At 45.7% G+C, this 20,839-nt stretch carries 16 protein-coding genes; 4 read left to right on the top strand and 12 right to left on the bottom strand.

Going from position 1 to position 20,839, the window contains the following annotated elements:
• Positions 1-343: 343 nt before the first annotated feature.
• From H9X84_RS11255 to polA, 5 genes are read right to left on the bottom strand one after another with little or no spacing between them, the layout of a single operon-like run.
• Positions 344-1,309 (bottom strand): DUF4931 domain-containing protein, encoded by a 966-nt coding sequence (locus H9X84_RS11255; protein WP_205134385.1) that lies wholly within the window; start codon positions 1,307-1,309, stop codon positions 344-346.
• A gap of 19 nt (positions 1,310-1,328) precedes the next feature.
• Positions 1,329-2,936 carry an ABC transporter substrate-binding protein gene (locus H9X84_RS11250; protein ID WP_205134386.1) on the bottom strand — a complete coding sequence of 536 codons (1,608 nt, stop codon included), beginning with the start codon at positions 2,934-2,936 and terminating at the stop codon, positions 1,329-1,331.
• A gap of 15 nt (positions 2,937-2,951) precedes the next feature.
• A complete protein-coding gene (locus H9X84_RS11245) occupies positions 2,952-3,518 on the bottom strand; it encodes a lytic transglycosylase domain-containing protein (protein ID WP_205134387.1) in 567 nt (188 codons plus the stop codon).
• On the bottom strand, positions 3,515-4,117 hold the full coding sequence (gene coaE, locus H9X84_RS11240) for a dephospho-CoA kinase (RefSeq protein WP_205134388.1): 603 nt from the start codon (positions 4,115-4,117) through the stop codon (positions 3,515-3,517). The genes H9X84_RS11245 and coaE overlap by 4 nt, the downstream gene beginning before the upstream one ends.
• Before the next feature lie 12 nt (positions 4,118-4,129).
• On the bottom strand, positions 4,130-6,787 hold the full coding sequence (gene polA / locus H9X84_RS11235) for a DNA polymerase I (RefSeq protein WP_205134389.1): 2,658 nt from the start codon (positions 6,785-6,787) through the stop codon (positions 4,130-4,132).
• Positions 6,788-6,983: 196 nt separating this feature from the next.
• On the opposite strand from polA, the gene H9X84_RS11230 reads away from it, so the two are divergent.
• Entirely contained in the window at positions 6,984-7,985 is a 1,002-nt protein-coding gene (locus H9X84_RS11230; protein WP_205134390.1) for an ABC transporter substrate-binding protein, read from the top strand.
• A gap of 70 nt (positions 7,986-8,055) precedes the next feature.
• Here H9X84_RS11230 and H9X84_RS11225 read toward each other — a convergent pair whose 3' ends face one another.
• Positions 8,056-8,745: an MgtC/SapB family protein gene (locus tag H9X84_RS11225; RefSeq protein ID WP_205134391.1), complete on the bottom strand. Its 690-nt coding sequence runs from the start codon at positions 8,743-8,745 to the stop codon at positions 8,056-8,058.
• A gap of 122 nt (positions 8,746-8,867) precedes the next feature.
• On the opposite strand from H9X84_RS11225, the gene H9X84_RS11220 reads away from it, so the two are divergent.
• The 3 genes from H9X84_RS11220 to H9X84_RS11210 all read left to right on the top strand — a co-directional run bounded on the left by H9X84_RS11220 (position 8,868) and on the right by H9X84_RS11210 (position 12,344).
• Positions 8,868-9,761, top strand: coding sequence for a LysR family transcriptional regulator (locus H9X84_RS11220; RefSeq protein WP_205134392.1), 894 nt, complete (start codon positions 8,868-8,870; stop codon positions 9,759-9,761).
• Between the two features lie 190 nt (positions 9,762-9,951).
• Positions 9,952-10,791 carry a Cof-type HAD-IIB family hydrolase gene (locus tag H9X84_RS11215; RefSeq protein WP_205134393.1) on the top strand — a complete coding sequence of 280 codons (840 nt, stop codon included), beginning with the start codon at positions 9,952-9,954 and terminating at the stop codon, positions 10,789-10,791.
• The gene (locus H9X84_RS11210; protein ID WP_205134394.1) at positions 10,788-12,344 is read left to right on the top strand and encodes an ABC-F family ATP-binding cassette domain-containing protein; all 1,557 of its coding nucleotides are present in this window, start codon (positions 10,788-10,790) and stop codon (positions 12,342-12,344) included. Before H9X84_RS11215 ends, H9X84_RS11210 begins: the two co-directional genes overlap by 4 nt.
• Positions 12,345-12,487: 143 nt before the next feature.
• On the opposite strand, the gene H9X84_RS11205 is transcribed toward H9X84_RS11210, so the two are convergent.
• From H9X84_RS11205 to H9X84_RS11180, 6 genes are all read right to left on the bottom strand, one after another.
• Entirely contained in the window at positions 12,488-13,414 is a 927-nt protein-coding gene (locus H9X84_RS11205) for a GGDEF domain-containing protein (RefSeq protein WP_205134395.1), read from the bottom strand.
• Between the two features lie 175 nt (positions 13,415-13,589).
• Positions 13,590-15,839, bottom strand: coding sequence for an EAL domain-containing protein (locus H9X84_RS11200; protein ID WP_205134396.1), 2,250 nt, complete (start codon positions 15,837-15,839; stop codon positions 13,590-13,592).
• Between the two features lie 124 nt (positions 15,840-15,963).
• On the bottom strand, positions 15,964-17,781 hold the full coding sequence (locus H9X84_RS11195) for an EAL domain-containing protein (RefSeq protein WP_205134397.1): 1,818 nt from the start codon (positions 17,779-17,781) through the stop codon (positions 15,964-15,966).
• Positions 17,782-17,805: 24 nt separating this feature from the next.
• Positions 17,806-18,309 (bottom strand): hypothetical protein, encoded by a 504-nt coding sequence (locus tag H9X84_RS11190; protein ID WP_205134398.1) that lies wholly within the window; start codon positions 18,307-18,309, stop codon positions 17,806-17,808.
• 17 nt (positions 18,310-18,326) lie between these two features.
• The gene (locus H9X84_RS11185) at positions 18,327-19,730 is read right to left on the bottom strand and encodes a glycosyltransferase family 2 protein (protein WP_205134399.1); all 1,404 of its coding nucleotides are present in this window, start codon (positions 19,728-19,730) and stop codon (positions 18,327-18,329) included.
• Complete coding sequence (locus tag H9X84_RS11180) at positions 19,727-20,839, bottom strand: HEAT repeat domain-containing protein (protein WP_205134400.1); 1,113 nt, start codon at positions 20,837-20,839, stop codon at positions 19,727-19,729. The genes H9X84_RS11185 and H9X84_RS11180 overlap by 4 nt, the downstream gene beginning before the upstream one ends.

Here is a 20,839-nt window from a genome sequence, read left to right as displayed (position 1 = left end):
GCAAACTCTTGTCATTTATCCGACAGACTCATCTGTCGTTGAAATTGACTATGGGTTGTAAGTTTATTTCTGCTGTTCAGTTTTCAAGGATCAGTCTTGCTTTCCGCTTTTTAGCGGCGAAAAATATGTTACCATATTTTTCATTCACTGTCAACACTTTTTTTCATTTTCTTTTTTGACAGTGCCGCGTATCTCAGCGGCGAATAATAATATACCACGGACCAACTACTCTGTCAACCAATATTTTGACATTTTTTTGCACTTTTATCCATACACTTTTAAAAACCCATTTAACAAAAGAAAACAGCGGCGAATCGTCTGCTCACGTTCAGCCGCTGCTTTTTTATTCCTCAAAGGGTTTCTTTTCCCCACGATAATACGCTGCTGCCGTTTCCGGCGTAATAGGATTGATATAGCAGTCTGTTGCGTGTTCAAAACCAGCAAAACCGCCTATTCTGGGAAGGATCTCCAGATGCCAATGAAAATCCATTCCTTTTGGCCCATCCATGAAACACAGATTATAGCCTGTATTCTCCCGGAGTGACGCCATCTTAGGAAGAATCCTGCACAGCATGTCTGCTAAATCCCTCAACTCTTCCTTACGCAGGCTTCCAAAAGAATCTCTATGGTTTTTCGGCATGATCCAAACCTCATAAGGGTATCGTGAACCATAGGGTGTAATAGCCGCCATGGATTCATTTTCATAGACAAGACGCTTCTTATTTGTAATATCCGCGTCTATGGACCTGCAAAACAGACATTCCTCTCCGATTCCTTTTTCCAACATAATCTGTATTCGCCGAGGCACAACCGGAATTCCGATCATCTGCCAGTGGGAATGACGGATACTCATGCCAGCTTCCGCTCCACAATTTTTAAAAATCTGAACATAAGCAGTTTCTTTTTCCGCCCGCATCAATTCATAACGCTGACGCAGTACATCCAGAACAAGACGCATGTGCGTTTCTGTAAACTGGTCGATGCTTTCTTCATGCACAGGCGTATCTACAATAACTTCATGATGACCAATTCCAGCTGCATTTTCATAAAAGGGGTCTGACTCAATATTCTGCTCCTTTTCATCCACAACGGGATACATGTTGGGAAATACACGGATATTCCAACCTTGCTCCGTTTCATTCTGGAACAATGCCGGCGTAGTTCTCTCCTCATGCCCAACGCAAAAAGGGCAGCTGTCTCCTCCTTTGTGTACCGCTTTCTGCCAACGAAATTCATAGGGCCTGTTCTTTCTTTTTTGGGCATATACTGTCCATTCGCCCGTAAATGGGTTCTTTCTGAATTCTGACATTCTGTACCGCCCCCTTTTTCTATTCTGTACGAAGCGTCCAATGCTCGATCCCGTTCCAAATATTGGCTCCCGTCGGTGTGATTTCTCCTCCTACTCTGTCGGAAGTCAGCACTACATTTTGCCGATAGGCAATACTGATATATGGCAGTTCTTCCGCCAGCTTTTTCTGTAAATTGCTGTAAGCCAGCAGAATCTGCCCATCTGTTACACTATGGGCCGCCGATTCCAAAAGAGCATCTATTTCCTCATTGGAGTAGCCGATGTAATTGTAATTACCATCGGTAGCGAAAAAATCCCTGAGATCTGTAACATAAGATGTCTGCCACCCCGCTACCACAAGATCATAGTCCCCAGACTCAAATTTTTGCTGATAAATCTCAAAAGGCTGTCTGTCCACGGTAACCGCAAAACCAATGGCCTTCAGTTCTTCCGCCAGCCTGGAAGCAATCTGTTTTCTGCCGGTGTTTTCCTCATTTACTAAAATAGTAATTTGCAGAGTCTGAAGACTGCCTGCTTCATTGATCTTTTCCAGCGTACCGTTTCCATCCGCGTCTGACCACCCGTCATTTTTCAGTAATGTCGCCGACATGTTGGGATCATAGTTATAGGGAGCCACATTTTCCTCATACAGCCAGGAAACAGGACTGATGGGCGTATTGGTCATATCCGCGTTTTGTAAATACACGCTTTCCCAGATATATTCCTTCGGTACGGCATATGCCACTGACTGGCGCAGTGTTTTAGATTGAAACAGATCTCTGTGAAAATTGAATCCAATAAAATCATACACGTTTCCGCCATAGGCATAGGCCTGAACATCATCGTTCTGCGCCGTATATCGTCCGGCACTGGATGCGTCCGTAGCCAAAACATCCAGAATTCCCTGATTAAAAGAATACAGATCCGTTTCTTCTCCGGAAGTTATTTTAACCTCCACCCGGGAAATAGACGGCTGTTCCGTAAAATATGGTTCATAGGCCGTCAAAATCATAGAGGATGCCATGGTATAGGACTCCATCTGATAGGGGCCGCAGCCTACTGCGCGCATATTGACCTCGCTGCCCGGTTCCGTCTGGCCGCTGTAATAGCTTTCCGGAATGACAGGAAAGCAAAGCGCCGCCATATTTTTACTGAAAGAATCATGGAACGTCACAGTTAATGCCGATTCTCCTGCACTGGAAACAGAAGAAACGTAATCCGCCACATGGGCATATACACTGTCCTCCGGTGCCGAAAGAATTGTACGGAAAGAAAAGGCCACATCATCCGCTGTAACCTTGGCGCCATTATGCCAGTATAAATCATCCCGCAGTGTCAGGGAAAGGGTTCTTCCATCCTCGGACATGGCCCAGCTTTGCGCAATGGAAGGCTCCACCTTTCCATTTTCTCCCAGAGACACCAGCGGCATAAATACCAGTTTTAAAGCCTGATCTACGGAAGCGTCCCGATTCAAAAGAGGGTTTAATGTTTCCGGTACACGCATGGAAAGCACCAATGTTTGTTGCATTGAAGCCTGTGCGTTTTCCTCTCCCGTTGTCGCCTCCAGATCAGAAGCATTGTCAAAACTGCTGCAGCCGCTCAGCATCAGCATCGCAGCAGTAATTATCATGAAAATCCTTTTTTTCATGTTTGCCTCCAACACCTATACTCGATAAATCCATTCATATAATTTTTTTACCAGTTCCACTTTTTTAACATAAGTTCTGGTCTCCGTATATGGGATTTCCGCCAGTGTGATCCCATCCAGACTTTTTTCCTCATCTGCCAGCCATTGTGCCACCTTGCCATGGCCCGCATTGTATCCAGCCAATGCCGTTTCCTGGTTTCCATCAAATTTTTCCAGAAGCCATTGCAGATACTTGCATCCGATTCGAATATTGGTATCCGGATCATACAGATCCACAGAAGTCGCGTCCAGGCCGTCAATTTGTCCCGCTACCCAAACACCGGTATCCTCCGTAATCTGCATCAGGCCTTTTGCATTGGCTGTGGAAACAGCCTCACTGTGAAATCCGCTTTCACAGAAAATCACCGCATAAACCAGAGAAGGTTCTAAACCATATTCCGCGGCATAATGCTCCACAGACTGGGTGTACCGCAAGGGAAGCACTCTGGGCAGTACAAACAGATATAACAAAACCCCCAGAATACAGAGTGCCAGAATCAGTTTCACCAAAGACTTCACCAGTCTCGTAAAAAAACGGATCATACAGCTTCCCCCATTTTCTCCATAAGCTGGTTCAGCTGAGCGGAAAGGGCAGAAAGATCACCGCTGTTGTCAATGACAACATCCGCCCGCTTTTTGTACTCCTCCCAGCTTTTCTGGTTGGCGATTCTTGCCATGGCTGTATCGTATGTAATGCCGTCTCTTGCCATAACTCGCTCCGCGCGCACCTGCGCATCGGCATATACGACCCAGACCTCATCACAAAATATCTCCAGCCCCACTTCAAAAAGCAGCGGCGCATCCAGCACCACCAAAGGCGCTTGACCGGCTTCCTTAGCCTCTTCCATCTGCTTTCTCATTTCCATGACAATATACTTGTGAGTGCATTGATTCAAAAATGCCAGTTTCTGCGCGTCACGAAAAACGATCTCCCCCAGCTTTTTCCGAAAGATCGCGCCATCCTCCTGCAGGATATCATTTCCGAAATACGCCTTGATTTCTTCATACGCAGGCATTCCCGGCAAAACAATCTGCCGGCTTACCAGATCGGCGTCTACAATGACTGCGCCCATTTCCGCCAAAAGGCGGCTGACAACGCTCTTCCCGCTGCCAGTACCTCCTGTCAATCCGATTACCTTCATCTTTTCCCCTCTTTATTTCGCTTCAAACCAGGTGTTTCCCTCATGTACATCCACATCCAGAGGCACAGAAAGGGTCACCGCCTGTTCCATTTTTTCCTTTAAAATTTTCTCTACCGCCTCTTTTTCCTCCATAGCCGTCTCGATCAGCAGTTCGTCATGTACCTGCAAGATCAGCCGGGAACGGAATCCGCCTTCCTTCAGGGCGCGGTGTACCTGTATCATAGCTATTTTGATGATATCCGCCGCACTGCCCTGAATAGGCATATTCATGGCGACACGCTCTCCAAAGGCATGCTGTACAAAGTTTTTGCTCTGTAACTCCGGCATAGCCCTTCTGCGGTTCAAAATGGTAGATACATAGCCATTTTCTTCCGCTTCTTTTACGGTACGGTCCAGATATTCCTTGATCTTGGGATACTTCAGAAAATACTGCTGGATATAATTCTCCGCCTCTTTTCTGGTAATACCCAGATCCTGACTCAGACTAAAGGCACCGATCCCGTAAACAATGCCAAAATTCACCGCTTTGGCATTACTGCGCTGCAAAGAAGTTACCTCGTCAAAAGGCACATGAAATACCTGCGATGCTGTCAAACGATGAATATCCTGCTTTTGACGGAAGGCCTCGATCAGTGTTTCATCCCCGGCAATATGCGCCAGCACACGCAGCTCAATCTGAGAATAGTCCGCATCCAGGAAGCAAAATTCCGGAGAAGAAGGAATAAATACCTTCCGCAATTCTCTTCCCAACTCCAGCCGAATAGGGATATTCTGCAAATTAGGTTCCGTAGAACTGATTCTTCCTGTAGCCGTAATGGTCTGATGGAAGGTGGAATAGATTTTATCTGTCTTTTCGTCCAAAACAGCCAGCAGTCCGTCAGCATATGTGCTTTTCAGCTTTGCCAGCTGACGGTATTCCAGTATTTTATCAATGATCGGATGCTCCGGCCGCAGTTTTTCCAACACATCCGCCGCCGTAGAATATCCTGTTTTCGTTTTCTTTCCGCCTTTCAGCCCAAGGCGTTTAAAGAGGATCATCCCTAACTGCTTGGGCGAATTCAGATTAAATTCTTCCCCTGCCATTTCATATACCTGACGGGAGACTTCTTCTACCCGTTCCCCCAGAGTTTTCTGGTAAGCCAGCAGTGCCTGCCGGTCCACTTTCATGCCCCAGCGCTCCATATCCGCCAGAACGTACAGCAAAGGCATTTCTACCTCATAAAACAGCAGTTCCTGCTGGTTTTCCTCCAGCTTTTGCTGCAAAACCGCTTTGGCCCGGAAGCAGACCTCCGCCTGTTTGGCACAGAAATCCCGGCGTTCTTCCATAGATAGATCCGAAAGCGCCTTTTTGCTCTTCCCCTTCCCCAGTACTTCCTCGTAGGAAGGACAGGCTTCCGCCAGAAAATCTCGCGCCAGATCATCATAGGCATAGGAATTCGCCGTAGGATTCATCAGATAGGCCGCCAGAGCCGTATCGAAATCCGCGGAAAAATCCTCGTAACCATGGGCATAGAGTAAATGCACATCCGCCTTTACCTCATGACCGATCTTCTTCCACGCTTTATCCCGCAAAAATTCATCCGCGCAGCCAAGCAGTTCCTCTTCAGAAAGATCCCCGCCAATTTCCAGCCAGACGCCGCCGCAGTCCTTCTGATAAACTCCCATTCCCTGCCATGCCCCCTGATCCTGAATCAGCAGATAAGCTGTCTCCTCCTTTTTCAGATTGTCAAAAAAGACCTTGGCATCTTTCTTCGTATCAATCTTTCGGAAAGAGGATTCCACCGCCGCGGAAGGAGCCTGTTCCTTCTCAAAACGGGGCAGCATACTTTTGAATTCCAGTTTTTTCATCCATTGATAAGCTTCCGGCGTAAAAATACCGTCGGCACGACCACACTCCCGTTCCAGTTCCACAGGCACATCCCGGATGATAGTAGCGAGATAACGGCTCAGTCTGGCCTGTTCCTGAAACTCCGCCAGATTTTCTGAAGCCTTTTTGGGCTTAATCTCCGCAGTGTGAGCAATGGCCGTCTCCAGATCATGATATTGCTGAATGATCTTTACTGCCGTTTTTTCCCCAATCCCCGGCACACCGGGAATATTGTCAGAGGCATCCCCCATCAGCGCTTTTACGTCAATGAATTCCGTCGGCGTTACGCCGTATTTTTCCATAACATCTTTGGCAAAATAGTCCTCTACCTCAGTGCGGCCGCCCTTTGTCTTAGGAATACGCACCTTGACATTCTCCTCTGCCAGCTGCAAAAGATCCCTGTCGCCGGAAACCAGAATGGGTGTCCAACCCATCTCCTGCGCCTTTCTGGAAAGCGTCCCCAAAAGGTCGTCTGCCTCAAAGCCCTCTTTTTCATAAATGGGAACATTCATGGCACGCAGTACTTCCTTTAATAAGGGCATCTGCTGACGAAGCTCCTCCGGCATCCCTTTTCTGGTCCCTTTGTATTCCGCAAAGGTCTCGTGTCGAAAGGTGGGCGCATGCAGATCGAAGGCCACAGCCAGATAATCCGGCCGGTCCTCCTCCATCAACTTCAATAAAATATGAAAAAAACCATAAACCGCATTGGTATACTGCCCTTCTGCATTGGTCAGAAGCGGCACGCCATAAAATGCCCGGTTTACGATACTGTTTCCGTCTACTAACATAATTTTTTCAGCCATACAGACCTCCTGTATTTTTCGGGAAAACCAAAACCTCCCCATGATAAATTTTATTATACACCAATTTTTTGAAAAAAAGCAGAGAGTTTCACTAAAAAAATATTACAAATTCCCATCTATCCCTCTCAGACAAGATACATTTTACCCGCTCCCCTCATATCATAGTAAAAAATCTTGAAACCATGGAGGTTCCCACATGAGAAAAAAAATCCTTTCCGCAGGGGCTGTTCTCACTGCGTTTGCACTGCTGTGCGGCTGCCAGGCAGACACCAGCGCAGACAGCCTGACTCCTGTGCGTCTGAATGAAGTCGTACATTCCGTCTTTTACGCACCACAATATGTTGCCCAGGAAATGGGCTTTTTTGAGGAGGAAGGTCTGGACGTGACCGTTTCCATTGGCAATGGCGCCGACAAATCCATGACAGCACTGCTCTCCGATTCCGCCGATATTGCCTTGATGGGGACAGAAGCTGGCATCTACGTTTACAACGAAGGCAAAGAGGACTATCCCAAAGCCTTTCTCCAGCTGACCCAAAGAGCGGGCAACTTCCTTGTTTCCCGGGAAAATGAGACTGACTTCCAATGGAGCGACCTGAAAGGAAGCTCTGTCATCGGTGGGCGTTTGGGCGGCATGCCTGAGCTGATTCTGGAATATACCTTAAAAGAAAACGGTATGACACCCAATGAGGATGTTGAGATCGTCAATAACATTGACTTTTCTTCCACCGCTGGTGCCTTCCTGGGCGGTGTCGGCGACTATACCGTTGAATTCGAGCCTACCGCTACCTCTCTGGTACAGAGCGGTGCCGGCTATATCATTGCTTCTTTGGGAGAAGCCAGCGGTTATGTGCCCTACACCGTTTATATGGCAGAAAGCGACTTTATGACCCAGCATCCGGAAACTGTGGAGGCCTTTACCCGTGCCATTTATAAAGGTCAGCAATGGGTGGCAAATCATTCCGCTGCCGAAATCGCTGAAGTGATCCTGCCGCAGTTCCCCGATTCCGATCTGGAAACTCTGACTACCATCATTGACCGCTACAAGGCACAGGATACCTGGAAAACCGACCCCACTTTCGATGAAGCTGGGTTCACGCTGATTCAGGATATCATGGAAGCCGGCGGTGAACTGTCTTCCCGTGTACCTTACGCCGATTTTGTTGTAACTGATTTCGCAGAAAAAGTCATGGCAGAATAAGCCCGCACCAAAAAGAAAGCCGGGAATTCCGTAAAGGAATTCTCGGCTTTTCTTTTTTCTGTATTTTCCATCAAAGACTAAAACTTTTAACCAGTGGATTTTTTGCCAGGAGATCCGCCAGATCAGAATAGGTCACACCACTTTTTTTGCTGACCTGAAGCGTCACCGTAACAGTATCGTCCTGATTTTTTTCCATTTTGATATTATGAATGGTAATATTGCGAACCAGAAGTTCCTGCTTCAGCAGATCCAGCCCATTAGGAATACTGTGATAGGTCACACTGATAACCTCATAGATCGGGTCGTCCAGCTTCTTCAGGAAATCATGGAGAACAATCTGAATAATCAGTACCAGTACCGTCGTAGTAATGCCTACAATATAAAGACCCGCACCAATGGCAAGACCTACCCCTGCCGTCGTCCAAATCCCCGCCGCTGTGGTCAGCCCCCGGATGGAGATTCCCTTTACAAAAATCACGCCTGCGCCCAGAAAAGAAATCCCGGTAATTACATTGGCAGCGATTCGGGAAGCGTCCACATTGATATTCCGGTAGGAAATAACATCAAAAAACGCGTATTTAGATACAATCATCATCATAGCCGCCCCTAAGGCTACGATAATGTGGGTACGTATCCCCGCCTCCTTACGCCGATGGCTTCTTTCCCATCCAACGATGCTTCCGCACAGACAGGCCAGAAGCAGCCGGATCACAAATTCCAGCTCATTGAAAATGGCGATCACAATTCCATCCCACAGCATACTAATCCCTCCTTTTCCAGGGATTCCCCCTTTTTTTCATCTTGATTATACCAAGGAAAAATGATAAAATCAAATTATATTCTTTTTCTCTAATATAAATTTTTGTAATAGGAGGGACTACAATGATCGACGCCAAATTAAATACCTTATTAACTCTGATCGAAGCTCAAAGCTATACCAAGGCGGCGCAGATGCTCTCTCTTACCCAGCCCGCTGTCAGCCAGCATATTCGAGGGCTGGAACAGGAATACGGCATAAAAATATTTCTGAAAGGGACCAAAGGCATGGTTCTGACACCGGAAGGCCGTATTTTAGAAAAATACGCCCATAGAGAAGCCGCTTTGTATCGGAATCTGCTGAATGATTTTGAGTCCTACCGCAACGGTATCCACGGATTTGTTATCGGCATCACACCCTCGGCAGAAGAAAATATGGTGCCCAGAGTTATTGCTACCTACTGCAATCTGCATCCTGATACAAAGGTCACCATACTGACGGATACCATTAAAAATATTGGAAGCAAACTAAAGGCCTATGAGGTGGATGTGGCTATTGTAGAAGGCAACCTGCAGGAAGAAGGTCTCCATTCTCTGATGCTGGACACAGATCATCTTTGTCTGATCGTCTCCCCGGAACACCCTTTTGCGGAACGCTCCAGCGTCTGTCTGGATGAACTGAAAAAAGAACGGCTTATCGTTCGTCCATCTACCGCCGGTACAAGAAGAATGTTTGATTCCTACCTTTTAAGCTGCGGCGAAAGCCTGCAAAATTTTCATGTCATTCTGGAAATTGACAATGTCTCTACCATTAAGGATCTGGTACATTCCAACCTTGGGGTTTCTGTTATTGCCCACAGCACCTGCATCAGTGAAGAGCGTGCCGGTACTTTGAAGGTCATTCCCATTGAAAATTATAAATCCATTCGTGAAATCAATATGGTTTATCGAGATGATTTCGGACAGAAGCAGATTCTGGACGAGCTCTGCCAGATCTATCGCTCCTGCAATGGGGTCTGATCTCATATTTTTTCTGTAACACAGGAAGGCATCCTTCCAAAGCATGTTCCTCATTTTTTTGAGAATATTGCGATGGGAGCCTTCCTTTTCTTTTGGCAAAAAAACAGATTGCTGTTGTTTCCCCTTCCGTTCTCTGTTAGAATAAGAAAGCAAATCATATACATTACATATAGACAGGCAGGTTTTTTATATGCGGCAAATACAGCTGGTTGCCTCCGATCTGGACGGCACATTATTAACATCACAAAAAGAATTAACGCCGAGAGTACAGCGGGCCCTTACTGCCATCAATGATATGGGCATTTATTTCGTTCCTTCCACCGGACGACCCTTTGGGGCTGTCCCGGCCTGTATCCGGGAACTGCCCTTTTTAAAATATGTCATTACCAGCAACGGCGCATCTGTTTACGATGCAGTAGAGAAAAAAGATCTCTTTCGTCATCTGCTGCCGCCGGAAGCTGTGGACCACACCATGGTACTGGCGAAAGATCTTCCGGTACTGATGGAATTTTTTATTGATGGCAAAGCATATATCGATGAGGAAGCATTGGAACACCTTTCCAGCTTCCACCTGCGGGAAAGCCACGCGAAATATATCCGTGCCACCAGAATTCCCGTGAAAAATTTCCTGAAAGAATTAGAACGGAACAAAAATCGTTTGGAAAACATTAACCTCGTATTCCATGACATGGATCTGCGGCAAAAAACGTGGGATCTCCTTCGCGCGGAAAACTACGCCTCTGTCACAGCGTCTTCCGAAAAAAATATCGAAATCACCAGTTTGTTGGCAACAAAAGCAAACGCCCTGTCCCATTTATGCGAGATTCTTGGCATTGACCGGGAAAATGTCCTTGCCATGGGAGACCGGGACAACGATCTTCCCATGCTGGAATTCGCCGGCATCGGTGTTGCTATGGAAAACGGCGAGGAGCATATTAAATCCGCCGCCGACATTGTAACTGCCAGCTGCGACGATTTCGGCGCCGCCATGATCCTGGAGGAAATCATTAAAAAAGGAGTACCGAAATGAGTATTTTGACTGTTACCGACCTAAGCCATGGCTTTGGCGAAAGAGCTATTTTTACGGATGTATCCTTCCGCCTGCTCAAAGGAGAGCATGTTGGTTTCATTGGCGCCAACGGCGAAGGAAAATCTACCTTTATGAACATTATTACTGGCAAACTCATGCCGGACGAAGGCAAGATTGAGTGGTCCAAACATGTCCGTGTGGGCTATTTGGATCAGCACACCGCTTTACAACCGGGCCAGACCATCCGTGATGTGCTGCGCTCCGCTTTTGGCTATCTGTTCGATCTGGAAAAAGAAATGAATGGCTATTATGAGGAAATGGCGGAAGCTGACGAAGATCGTATGGCGTTCCTTCTGGAAGAAACGGGACAGATCCAGGAAACTTTGGAACATCATGATTTTTATATCATCGATGCTAAAGTAGAGGAAATCGGTCGCGCCCTGGGTCTTGCGGACATCGGTCTGGATCAACCGGTAGACCAGCTGTCCGGCGGTCAGCGTACCAAGGTCCTCATGGGAAAACTGCTGCTGGAAAAACCAGATATCCTTTTGCTGGACGAGCCTACCAACTATCTGGATGAAAACCACATCGAATGGCTCAAGCGGTATCTGCTGGATTATGAAAACGCCTTTATCCTCATCTCCCATGATATTCCCTTCCTCAACAGCGTAGTCAATCTTATTTATCATGTAGAAAATTCCCATATTGACCGATATGTCGGAAACTACGATAAATTTATGGAAGTTTACGAAATGAAAAAATCCCAACTGGAAGCGGCTTATCGCAGACAACAGCAGGAGATCGAGGATCTAAAGGATTTTGTCGCCAGAAATAAAGCGCGTGTCGCTACCAGAAATATGGCCATGAGCCGACAGAAAAAGCTGGATAAAATGGATATGATTGAACTGGCGAAGGAAAAACCCAAACCGGAATTTCGTTTTAAGGAGGCCCGCGCTTCCGGAAGATATATTTTTCAAACGGAAAATCTGGTCATCGGTTATGACCGTCCGCTCTCCCGCCCCCTGAATCTTTCCATGGAGCGCGGGCAAAAGATTGCTCTGGTTGGTGCCAACGGTATCGGGAAAACTACACTTCTTCGCTCTATCCTTGGGGAAATCCCGCCATTATCGGGAACAACTACCCTGGGGGATTATCTTTATCCCGGCTATTTTGAGCAGGAGAAAAAATACACCGATTATACCACCTGCATTGACGAGATCTGGAAGGAATTCCCTTCTTTCAGCCAGTATGAGGTTCGCGCCGCTCTGGCAAAATGCGGTTTGACCACCCAGCATATCGAAAGCATGGTTAAGGTCCTTAGCGGAGGCGAGCAGGCCAAGGTTCGGCTCTGCAAACTAATCAACAAAGAGACCAATGTGCTTCTTCTGGACGAGCCTACCAATCATCTGGATGTGGATGCCAAAGCCGAATTAAAACGGGCGCTCCAGGAATACAAGGGTAGCATCCTGCTCATCTGCCACGAGCCGGAATTCTATCAGGATATCGTTACCGATATCTGGAATTGCGAGGATTGGACCACTGTTCGATTCTAAAAGCCAAAAACTCCTTATTATACAGCAAAACAGCGTGAGAAAAATCTCACGCTGTTTCCTTTTTCAAATCAAATCTCTGTGTTGTTTCCAAAGTATCCAGGAAGCGCCGATTTCTTCTCACTGCTTCCATGTCTTTGCCCTGATTATACATATTCTCCGTTACGGCTGTAAAACATGCGTTTTTCTTCATACATATTCCTGTCTGCCTCCTCAAATTGCTCCTTGATACAGCAATTTTCGGTCCTCCAGGAGATCCCCATGGCAAAGCTGATACCATCCGCCGCCATGGCTTTTTTTACTTCCCACAGTTTTTTCAAAAACGCCGTTTCCGAAAGAACCTCTTCGATCACAACGAATTCATCTCCCCCGGTGCGGTAAACCTGTTTTTCAAAAACACGCCATAAATGAGACACCATCGAGCAAATCAATTTATCACCGGCGCTATGACCCTGAATGTCGTTTACTGTTTTCAGTCCATTCAGATCAAAGTATGCTAATCCTAAATGCTGGCGCTCTAAGCAGCCATCTTCTTCGATCTTCATGATAAATTTATTTCTATTATATACACCCGTCAGCATATCTTTATAACTCATCCGCTTGAGTACTTCCGTCTGAGCCTGAATCTGCTTTTTATACGCATCCAGCTGCTCTTTCATATACAAATAAGATTGGTATGCCATATCTATGGGGAATCCGCTTTCGTCTGCCTTCATTTCCTCGTAAGGATTTGAAATATGGATATATGTACATTTCGGGCCATTTTCCTGCCATCGAAACGCAAAGGTAAAGCGTTGATGGACACGAAGATAAACCTGTGTTTCCGGATCTGTTCTGATCCATAGCCTGCCGCTGCATAGATACGCGTTTCCCGAAATCTGCTGTACCTCCATTTCCTCCTCTTCCAGAATACATTTTGGTAACAGACCACGGTAGCTCAAAAAGATGCGGGATACCGTTTCAAATCCACTGGCTACTTCATTTTCACCGGCACCGATCCAGATAATATCTTTATCCATCTGCGCTACAATAAAATCCGAATCGTTTTCGCTGTAATGCTTATGCAGCAACATGCTTGCCAACTCTTTGATGATCGCTTCTTTATCGATGTTAGACCTCCCCCTTCCTCTTATTGAACAATATATTCCATCTATTTTTTCGCCCGATGTGCTCAAATCATACCGCCCCATATGGCGGCTGTTCAGATTCTCTTTTTGGCGATGTTTTATCCTTTTCTCTCAGAGCACTTTACCGTGCTGGAGATGACATATAAATCCTGCTGAATTCTTTGGCTTTGATCGGCTTTTCAAAGTAATACCCCTGTCCGTAATCACATGCCAGATGGGTCATATTATTCTTGTCCTCTTCTGTTTCAATGCCTTCCGCAACCGTAGAAATCCCCAGCGTCTTCGCAAACTGAATAATCTGGCTGAGGATCACGCGTCTGCGCTCATCATCTCCATCCGTCACCTTACGCATAAAGCCACGGTCCAGCTTCAGTTCATCAATCTTCAGCTGATACAGCATATTCAGGGAAGAATATCCGCTGCCAAAATCATCCATGGACACCTTAAACCCTTTTTCATGGAGCGCGTTGATCTGCTGATTCAGGAGGTTCATGTCATTTTCGGCCACGCCTTCCAGAATCTCCAGTGTAATCAAAGAAGCAGGCACACCATACTTCTTGACGATTTGTTCCAGATTATTGGGATAGTTTCGGTCAGAGAAAAGGAGCTTGGACTGATTGACGGAAATGCCAATGGGCTCAATCCCCGCGTCCATCCATTCACGGATCTGCGCGCAGGCCTTTTCCACCATGTACATATCCAGCTTCAGACAGAAGCCATTCTTTTCAAACAAAGGTATAAATTCATTGGGATAGCGATAGGAGCCATCCGGATTCTGCCAACGCACCAATGCCTCCGCACCTACCAGTGTATTATCCTTCAAACTGTATTTGGGCTGCAAAAACAGCTTGAACTCCCGATTTTTCAGCGCAAGATGCATATAGCTCTCGATGCTGTTTTTCCTTCGGATGATTTCGTGAATCTCCTGATTGTAGAATACCACATCTTTTTGATGCGCATTTTTAATACTTTGCATGGCAACCAGAGTCTTTTCCCGATCTCCGCGGACCGCGGCACCGGAATACAGCGACAGCTCATAACTGAAATCCCCATGCAGGACAGAAGCATTTCTGACATCCGATATGATTTTACCGATTCGTTCCAGAATCACCTTCTCGTCTACCTCAAAAAGCAGCAAGAAAAAGGTATCACCCGAACTGCGGCAGAAGAATTCTCCTTCTTTCAAATTGGTTTCTATGATCCGTTTCAGGTAACAAAGCACTCTGTCTCCCTGATCTTTGCCGAAAAGATCGTTCACACTCTTAAAGTTATGGATATTCAGGGCTACGGTACAGTAATCCTTTCTGGTCCGAATCATTTCCTGATACTCATAATCAAATTTCATCACGTTCTCGGCGCCGGTCAGCTGATCCCAATAGGCGATCTGAAGAAGTCTCTTAGAGCTTTTTCTAATTTGATAATAACCAACGAAAAGAAGCGCATTATACAGAATCAAAAGCAAAAACAGAATGCCGCTGATAATAATCAATATATTTCCGGTAGAAAGCGTAGATCCCCAAACCTCATTGGCACAATACAGATACCAGCCATTTAAGTTCATGGGCTCCAGATAGAAATGATATTCCGAACCGCCATAGGAAAACGAACCAAACATAGTTTCTCCGTTTTCAAGAGCATATCTCATTTCATTCTTTGTCTGGTCGCTGATAAAGGAACAATCCAGAATGGTTTCAAATTGATCTTTGATAATCGAATTTTCGGATCTTACCAGAAATTCACCTTTGGTATTGATGATATGGATATAGCCGCTGCCGTCCATTACATTTTCACCATTGGCAATATCCGTAAAAATTTCAATCGTATCTCCCGCCGCCAGCACGCCAATGATTTCATCATCCTTGTAAACAGGCATCGCGTAAACAAATATTTTTTCATCATAAAACTTGCTGTCAAACACTTTGGATGCCACGCTTTCTCCCTGAAAAGCGCGATTGATGGCATCCACAGAGTACTCGCTAAGATCCCCCAGCGTCAAATCTTCCATGGTACCACGCTTTATACTGCTTAATACCATATATCCATCATTTTGAATAAAAAGCAGACTGACAAAATCATTGGCGGCGTTCGCCTCCGTAATAATCTCCTTGATCTTCTCATGAGACTGCGCGATCTCTGTAACATCAAACACTTTGGAAAGCGTACTCAGAATCTGAAGATTTTTATTCATCTGCTTAAAGATCCGATCCCTGTAATCCTGTGTCTCGGCCACCATCTGCGTATGATCGGAGCTTTCCGCGGCCTTTCCCGCATAGGCAATCAGCCCGACTCCGACCAAGGTCAGCAGAACACTGCCGATAATCGTAATCAATGTAATTTTTATCAGACGTTTCTTTAAACTTTTTTCATCCATTGTTTTACCCCCTATGTGGCTTCAGATGACTTCACATATACACGGTTGTGTGGTTCTGACTTTCATAGCAAGGCATATTCCCACAACTGTATTTCCATGATACAAAATCAATACAGTTTTTCTCTTATGTTCTTTTCTGATATTCTTCCAGCAGTCTTTTTTCGGCATCCCAATAGGGCAAAGGCACATAGAAATGGAACCCTTGAATGACATCGCAGTTCATTTTCTGTAGCGCATATACCTGCTCCTCTGTTTCAACACCTTCGGCCAGTATTGTCATGCCCAATTCATGACCAACTTGTATCATAGCCCGTACAATGGCGCTCCCACTGGGAGACAAGATATCATCCACCAGCCCTTTATCCAGCTTCACACCATCAATGGGATATTGCTGAATATCATAAAACGAGGAAAACCCTTCCCCAAAATCGTCCAGCGCGATCCGCACACCGTAGCTCCTCAAAGCCAGAATATTCTCCTGCACCTGCGCTACGCTTTTTGCCGCCGCACTTTCAGTAATTTCAAAAATCAATAATTCCTTTGGAAAATCAAAAGGCGCCATAATCCTTTTGCATTGGTCCACAAAATCCGCGGAGGAAAACGTATCTCTGGAGAAATTACAGGAAATGAAAAAACTATCTATCTGTTTCTTCCACAGATGCTCTAAAAACTCACATACCCGCTCCAGACAGTAATAATCCAAACGGCTGATCATTTTTTCTTTTTCCATCAGCGGTACAAATACACTGGGCATAATGATGCCTTTCTGCGGATGGTTCCACCTGGACAAAGCCTCCCCGCCAACGACACGAAAAGAACCCGCTTCCACATAAAATTGCAGGTACAGCTGAAATTCCTTGTTGACAAACGCCTTATCCATACTTTCCTGCAAATATCGTTCTTCCATTACGGTCCGCATCAACGAATCTGTACAGGTCAGATAGAGATTTTCTCCTCTGCGGGCAATTTGCGCACATTCCAGAGCGTTATAGAGCATTTCCCGCAGATTTCTGTCATTTTCCTTGATGGGATAAACGCCCACGCTGATACTCATATCATACGGACGGCCCTGTTTTACGGAATAGGCATGAATCTCCCTGAATAACGTGATAATCCACTGATGGAGATCCTGCGCTGTTCCCGCGAACTTCAGCACGCTGAACCCATTATCAGCCACCCGTGCCAATACTTCGTTTCCCTGCGTGCGCTCTTTGATTTTTTCGGCACAATACCGCATAAATTCGTCCGCCTGCTCTCTGTTGCAGATACGGTACAAATGGTCGTAGTCCACGTAAAAATATACGATTTGATACAGGGTTTTTGTTTTGTTATTGGTCAGCTGATCGAATTTTCTGATGAAATAATCCTGATTGCCCAGCCCGGTCGCTTCGTCTGTTTCCAGGTATTCCCGAAAACGGAACAGCTTATTTTTGTATCGCCGCACAATCAAAATCATTGCACAAACCAATATAATAATTATAAAACCAAGCGCGAATACTGTCAAATGATTCCCTTTAGCGCTTTGATGCAGTACCGCGGTTTCCACCAAAATTCCGCTGATCTCCTGCTGCTGAACCGATGCCAGAAAATCCTTTAGATCCGCTTTCAGACTATCGGGCGCCGCTTCTGTAAAACAGAGATAATAGGTAATGTTTTCCCCATTGGCCGAAATTTGAAGAATCTGTGTTTTTTCCGTATTCTCCGGAACAGCCTCTCCGTTCACGTATCCCGATAAAATATCCACCTGATTGTTTTCCGCAAAAGACTCTCTGTGGTCCTCCTCGCCAGGCTGATAGTAAGTCAGCTGATATCCGCTCTTCTCAGAAAAATCCTCCAGCAAATGCGGAATCACGCCATCGAATGCACCTATTTCTTTGTCATAATATTCCAAGGGAAACGCGTCCGGATTTCCCGCCACATAAATGATGATCTTATCTTCCACTATATTCCCCTCTGCTTCACTCGTTTATTCCGCCTTCCGCTCAAATAAGGACATATTCCTGCCGGCACACTCCTGCTTTGTGGTCTCCACAGCCTGCGCCACTTCCGATAACTGGTCATCCATGGTATGTAAAATTTCAGCGAAATTGCTTCGTAAGCTGTCGATCTGTTCCTGATACCCTTTGAGTCTGCGGTAACTTTCTTGCAATTCTTCCTCAAATTTTGTTCTGGCTTCTTCTTCCTTTGCCTGTGATTCCTCTTTCAGCTGTTCCGCAAATCGCTTCGCTTCCACCAGTGTGGATGTAATCACAGACTGCTCCTTGCACTGCGCGTCATATTTGCTTTGCAGGTTTCTGATTTCGCTTTCCAACTGACGGATTCTGGATTGATACTTCTCCTCGTTTGTTTTCAGCTGTTCATCCTTTTCCGATAATCTTGCGGAAAACTCCTCTTCCAAGGATACGATATATTCGTACACACTTGCTTTTTTATAGCCAAAAAAGCCCTTCTGTAATTTATCCAGTTCCATGGTATACCTTCTTTCTTTTATTTGAACTCAATTTTCTTGCGCTCGATACTGCCCCAGCTCTGTTTCTTCCTTTTGTACCCAATCAGCGCCGCGGCTCTGGTCCACGCCAGTATAAAGCGCAGACAGGATACCTCCACCGCACACAAACCAATGGCCTTAAATACATCAGAAATCCGTAACTTCAAGTCGATGGTATGTGTTCGGGAGAAAAACGCCGTCAGAGAAAGCACCGATGAATACATGACATAAATAAAGAAAAACAGAATCATAAAGGGCACGTTAATCAAATCCACCATAAACGCCAGAATTATAGTGAACACACCGAACACTTCAATATATGGCGAAAACAGTTCATAGATCAGAAAATACAAATAGGAAACGAATCCTACCAAACCATATTTAAAGTTGGCAAACATCCGCCTGTGTCCCATCATACTTTGAAACAGCCCGATATGCCATCTGCGGCGCTGTTTTCTCAGATCGCCCAGACTTTCTGGCGCCTGTGTCCAGCAGATCGCGTCCGTAGCATAGCGAATCCGATAGGGAATATTGTGTTCTCTGCAAAACACATGGAGTTTTACCACCAATTCCATATCCTCACCCATGGTAGTAGCATCATATCCGCCCGCGTCTACCACAACACTTTTTTTAAACAGGCCAAAGGCTCCTGAAATAATAATACTCCCATTGAATTTATCAAACAAGATCCTTGCCGCCAAAAATGACCGGTCATATTCCAGCACCTGCATACAGGGCAGGAGTTTATCGGGCATCCGGTAGGAGACCACATGTCCGTTTTTAATTTCCGCGCCGTTGCTTGGACGAACCGCGCCGCCCACAGCTACCACATTACCTTCTTCCAGGACCGGCCGCATGATTTTTTCCAGCGCATCATACTGCAAAACGGAATCAGCGTCCATACAGATAAAATAAGGATATTTCGCGGCATTGATTCCCATATTCAACGCATCCGCTTTCCCGCCGTTTCTTTTCTGTATCAGAGTAATGGGTACTTTCTGCGTATATGTCTCATAGACCGCTTCTTCCGGCTGACACACAATCTTTCTCTGGATGGGACGGTTGACATGATGCATATGAAACGCTTCCCGCACCACTTCTCCCGTCCGGTCCCGGGAACCATCATCCACAACAATAATTTCATACAGTTTATACTCCAGCGCCAGAAGAGAACGTATGCTGGTTTCGATGGTAACTTCTTCGTTATATGCCGGTACGATAATGCTGACAGGAATAAAATAATCCCCGGCCAGTTCGTTTTTCAGTCTGTTTCTTCGCTTTGTCTGGTACAGCGTAGCGGAACCCACCGCAACGGATAAGAACAAAAAGCTGGCATAACCGATCAGATATAACACAAAAAAGATCCCAACATAAGAAAAAAAGGTTTTATAGGCATCCATCATGAGTTATCGCCTCCCGTTTCCTGCAGCATTTTGGCCTCCAGACGATAGGTCATCATCTCTCGGGCATATCGGTCCTCGCCATTGATAATATCGAACAATTCGCTGTAATTCAAGCGGTGTGCCTCCAGTCCCTGCGCGGCGGAATATCGTATGTACCAGTTTGGACTTTTGATAGCCCCTTTCAGCGCACGGATCACCTCTTCCCCCTCATATCTGCTCAGAGAGGATACGGCAACGTTGACATATTCCCAATGAGAAGGCTCGTGATCGTTCACAAAATCCAACAGCCATTTCAGCGCCGGAGGATACACATACTTTCCAAAATAACGGATCGCGGATAACCTAAGCTCTTTATCCGCCTTTTCATCTGTCATGATCCCATAGATCTCTTCCTTATAATCTCCTGTTTTAAAACGGATATAGTTCAGTATCGCCAGCTTTGTATGGTCCGTAAATCGGTTGAACTCCTTCCACAGACCATGAATCAGGTCATCATGATTCCCCTGAAAGGTCAGCAGGCCCTCCGTTAATATTTTCTGATTGATATAGATTCTGTCATCATCCTGCATCTTTAAAGCAGTAATCACATTTTCCACATCTCCCAGATGATACAGGGCTTTTAATCCATTGACGCGACAATACAAATTGTCTTTTTTCACATAAATCAGCAGCAGTCCCAGTAAAGAATCCATCTCCCTTTTTCGATTCACCGCGTATTCTGACAGGAAAAATGCAAAATACCCCGCTTCCATTTTATCCTTTTTGCTGTAACGCACCGCCAGAAATAATATGACCGATTCGATCTGAGAGAAATATTTCTCCAGCACTTCCGCTTTCTGATCCTTCATCTCCATTTGCAGCGCATTGTCATAAGCAATCAGATAATTGATCCTTTTCAATTTTTTCATCAGGAATTTCTTATGGTTCTTTTCCGTTTTTTCTCCTTTCTGGATCAGTTGAAACTGGCGTCTGATCCCCTGCCGCATTTTTTCGGTACGCTTGTCAAATAAAGCGTCTCTGCGCCGCAGCATCAGATTATATACGATATTAAAGCCAATCATACTGATACAAATGGCTCCATAAATATAAATTATAATCTCGACCTTCAC

The sequence above is a fragment of the Anaerotignum lactatifermentans genome (assembly GCF_016902535.1).
In the GTDB taxonomy this organism is placed as follows: Bacteria; Bacillota; Clostridia; order Lachnospirales; family Anaerotignaceae; genus Anaerotignum; species Anaerotignum lactatifermentans_A.
Note: the sequence above shows the minus strand (reverse complement) of the source record. Positions and strands in the feature narration are given on the sequence as shown.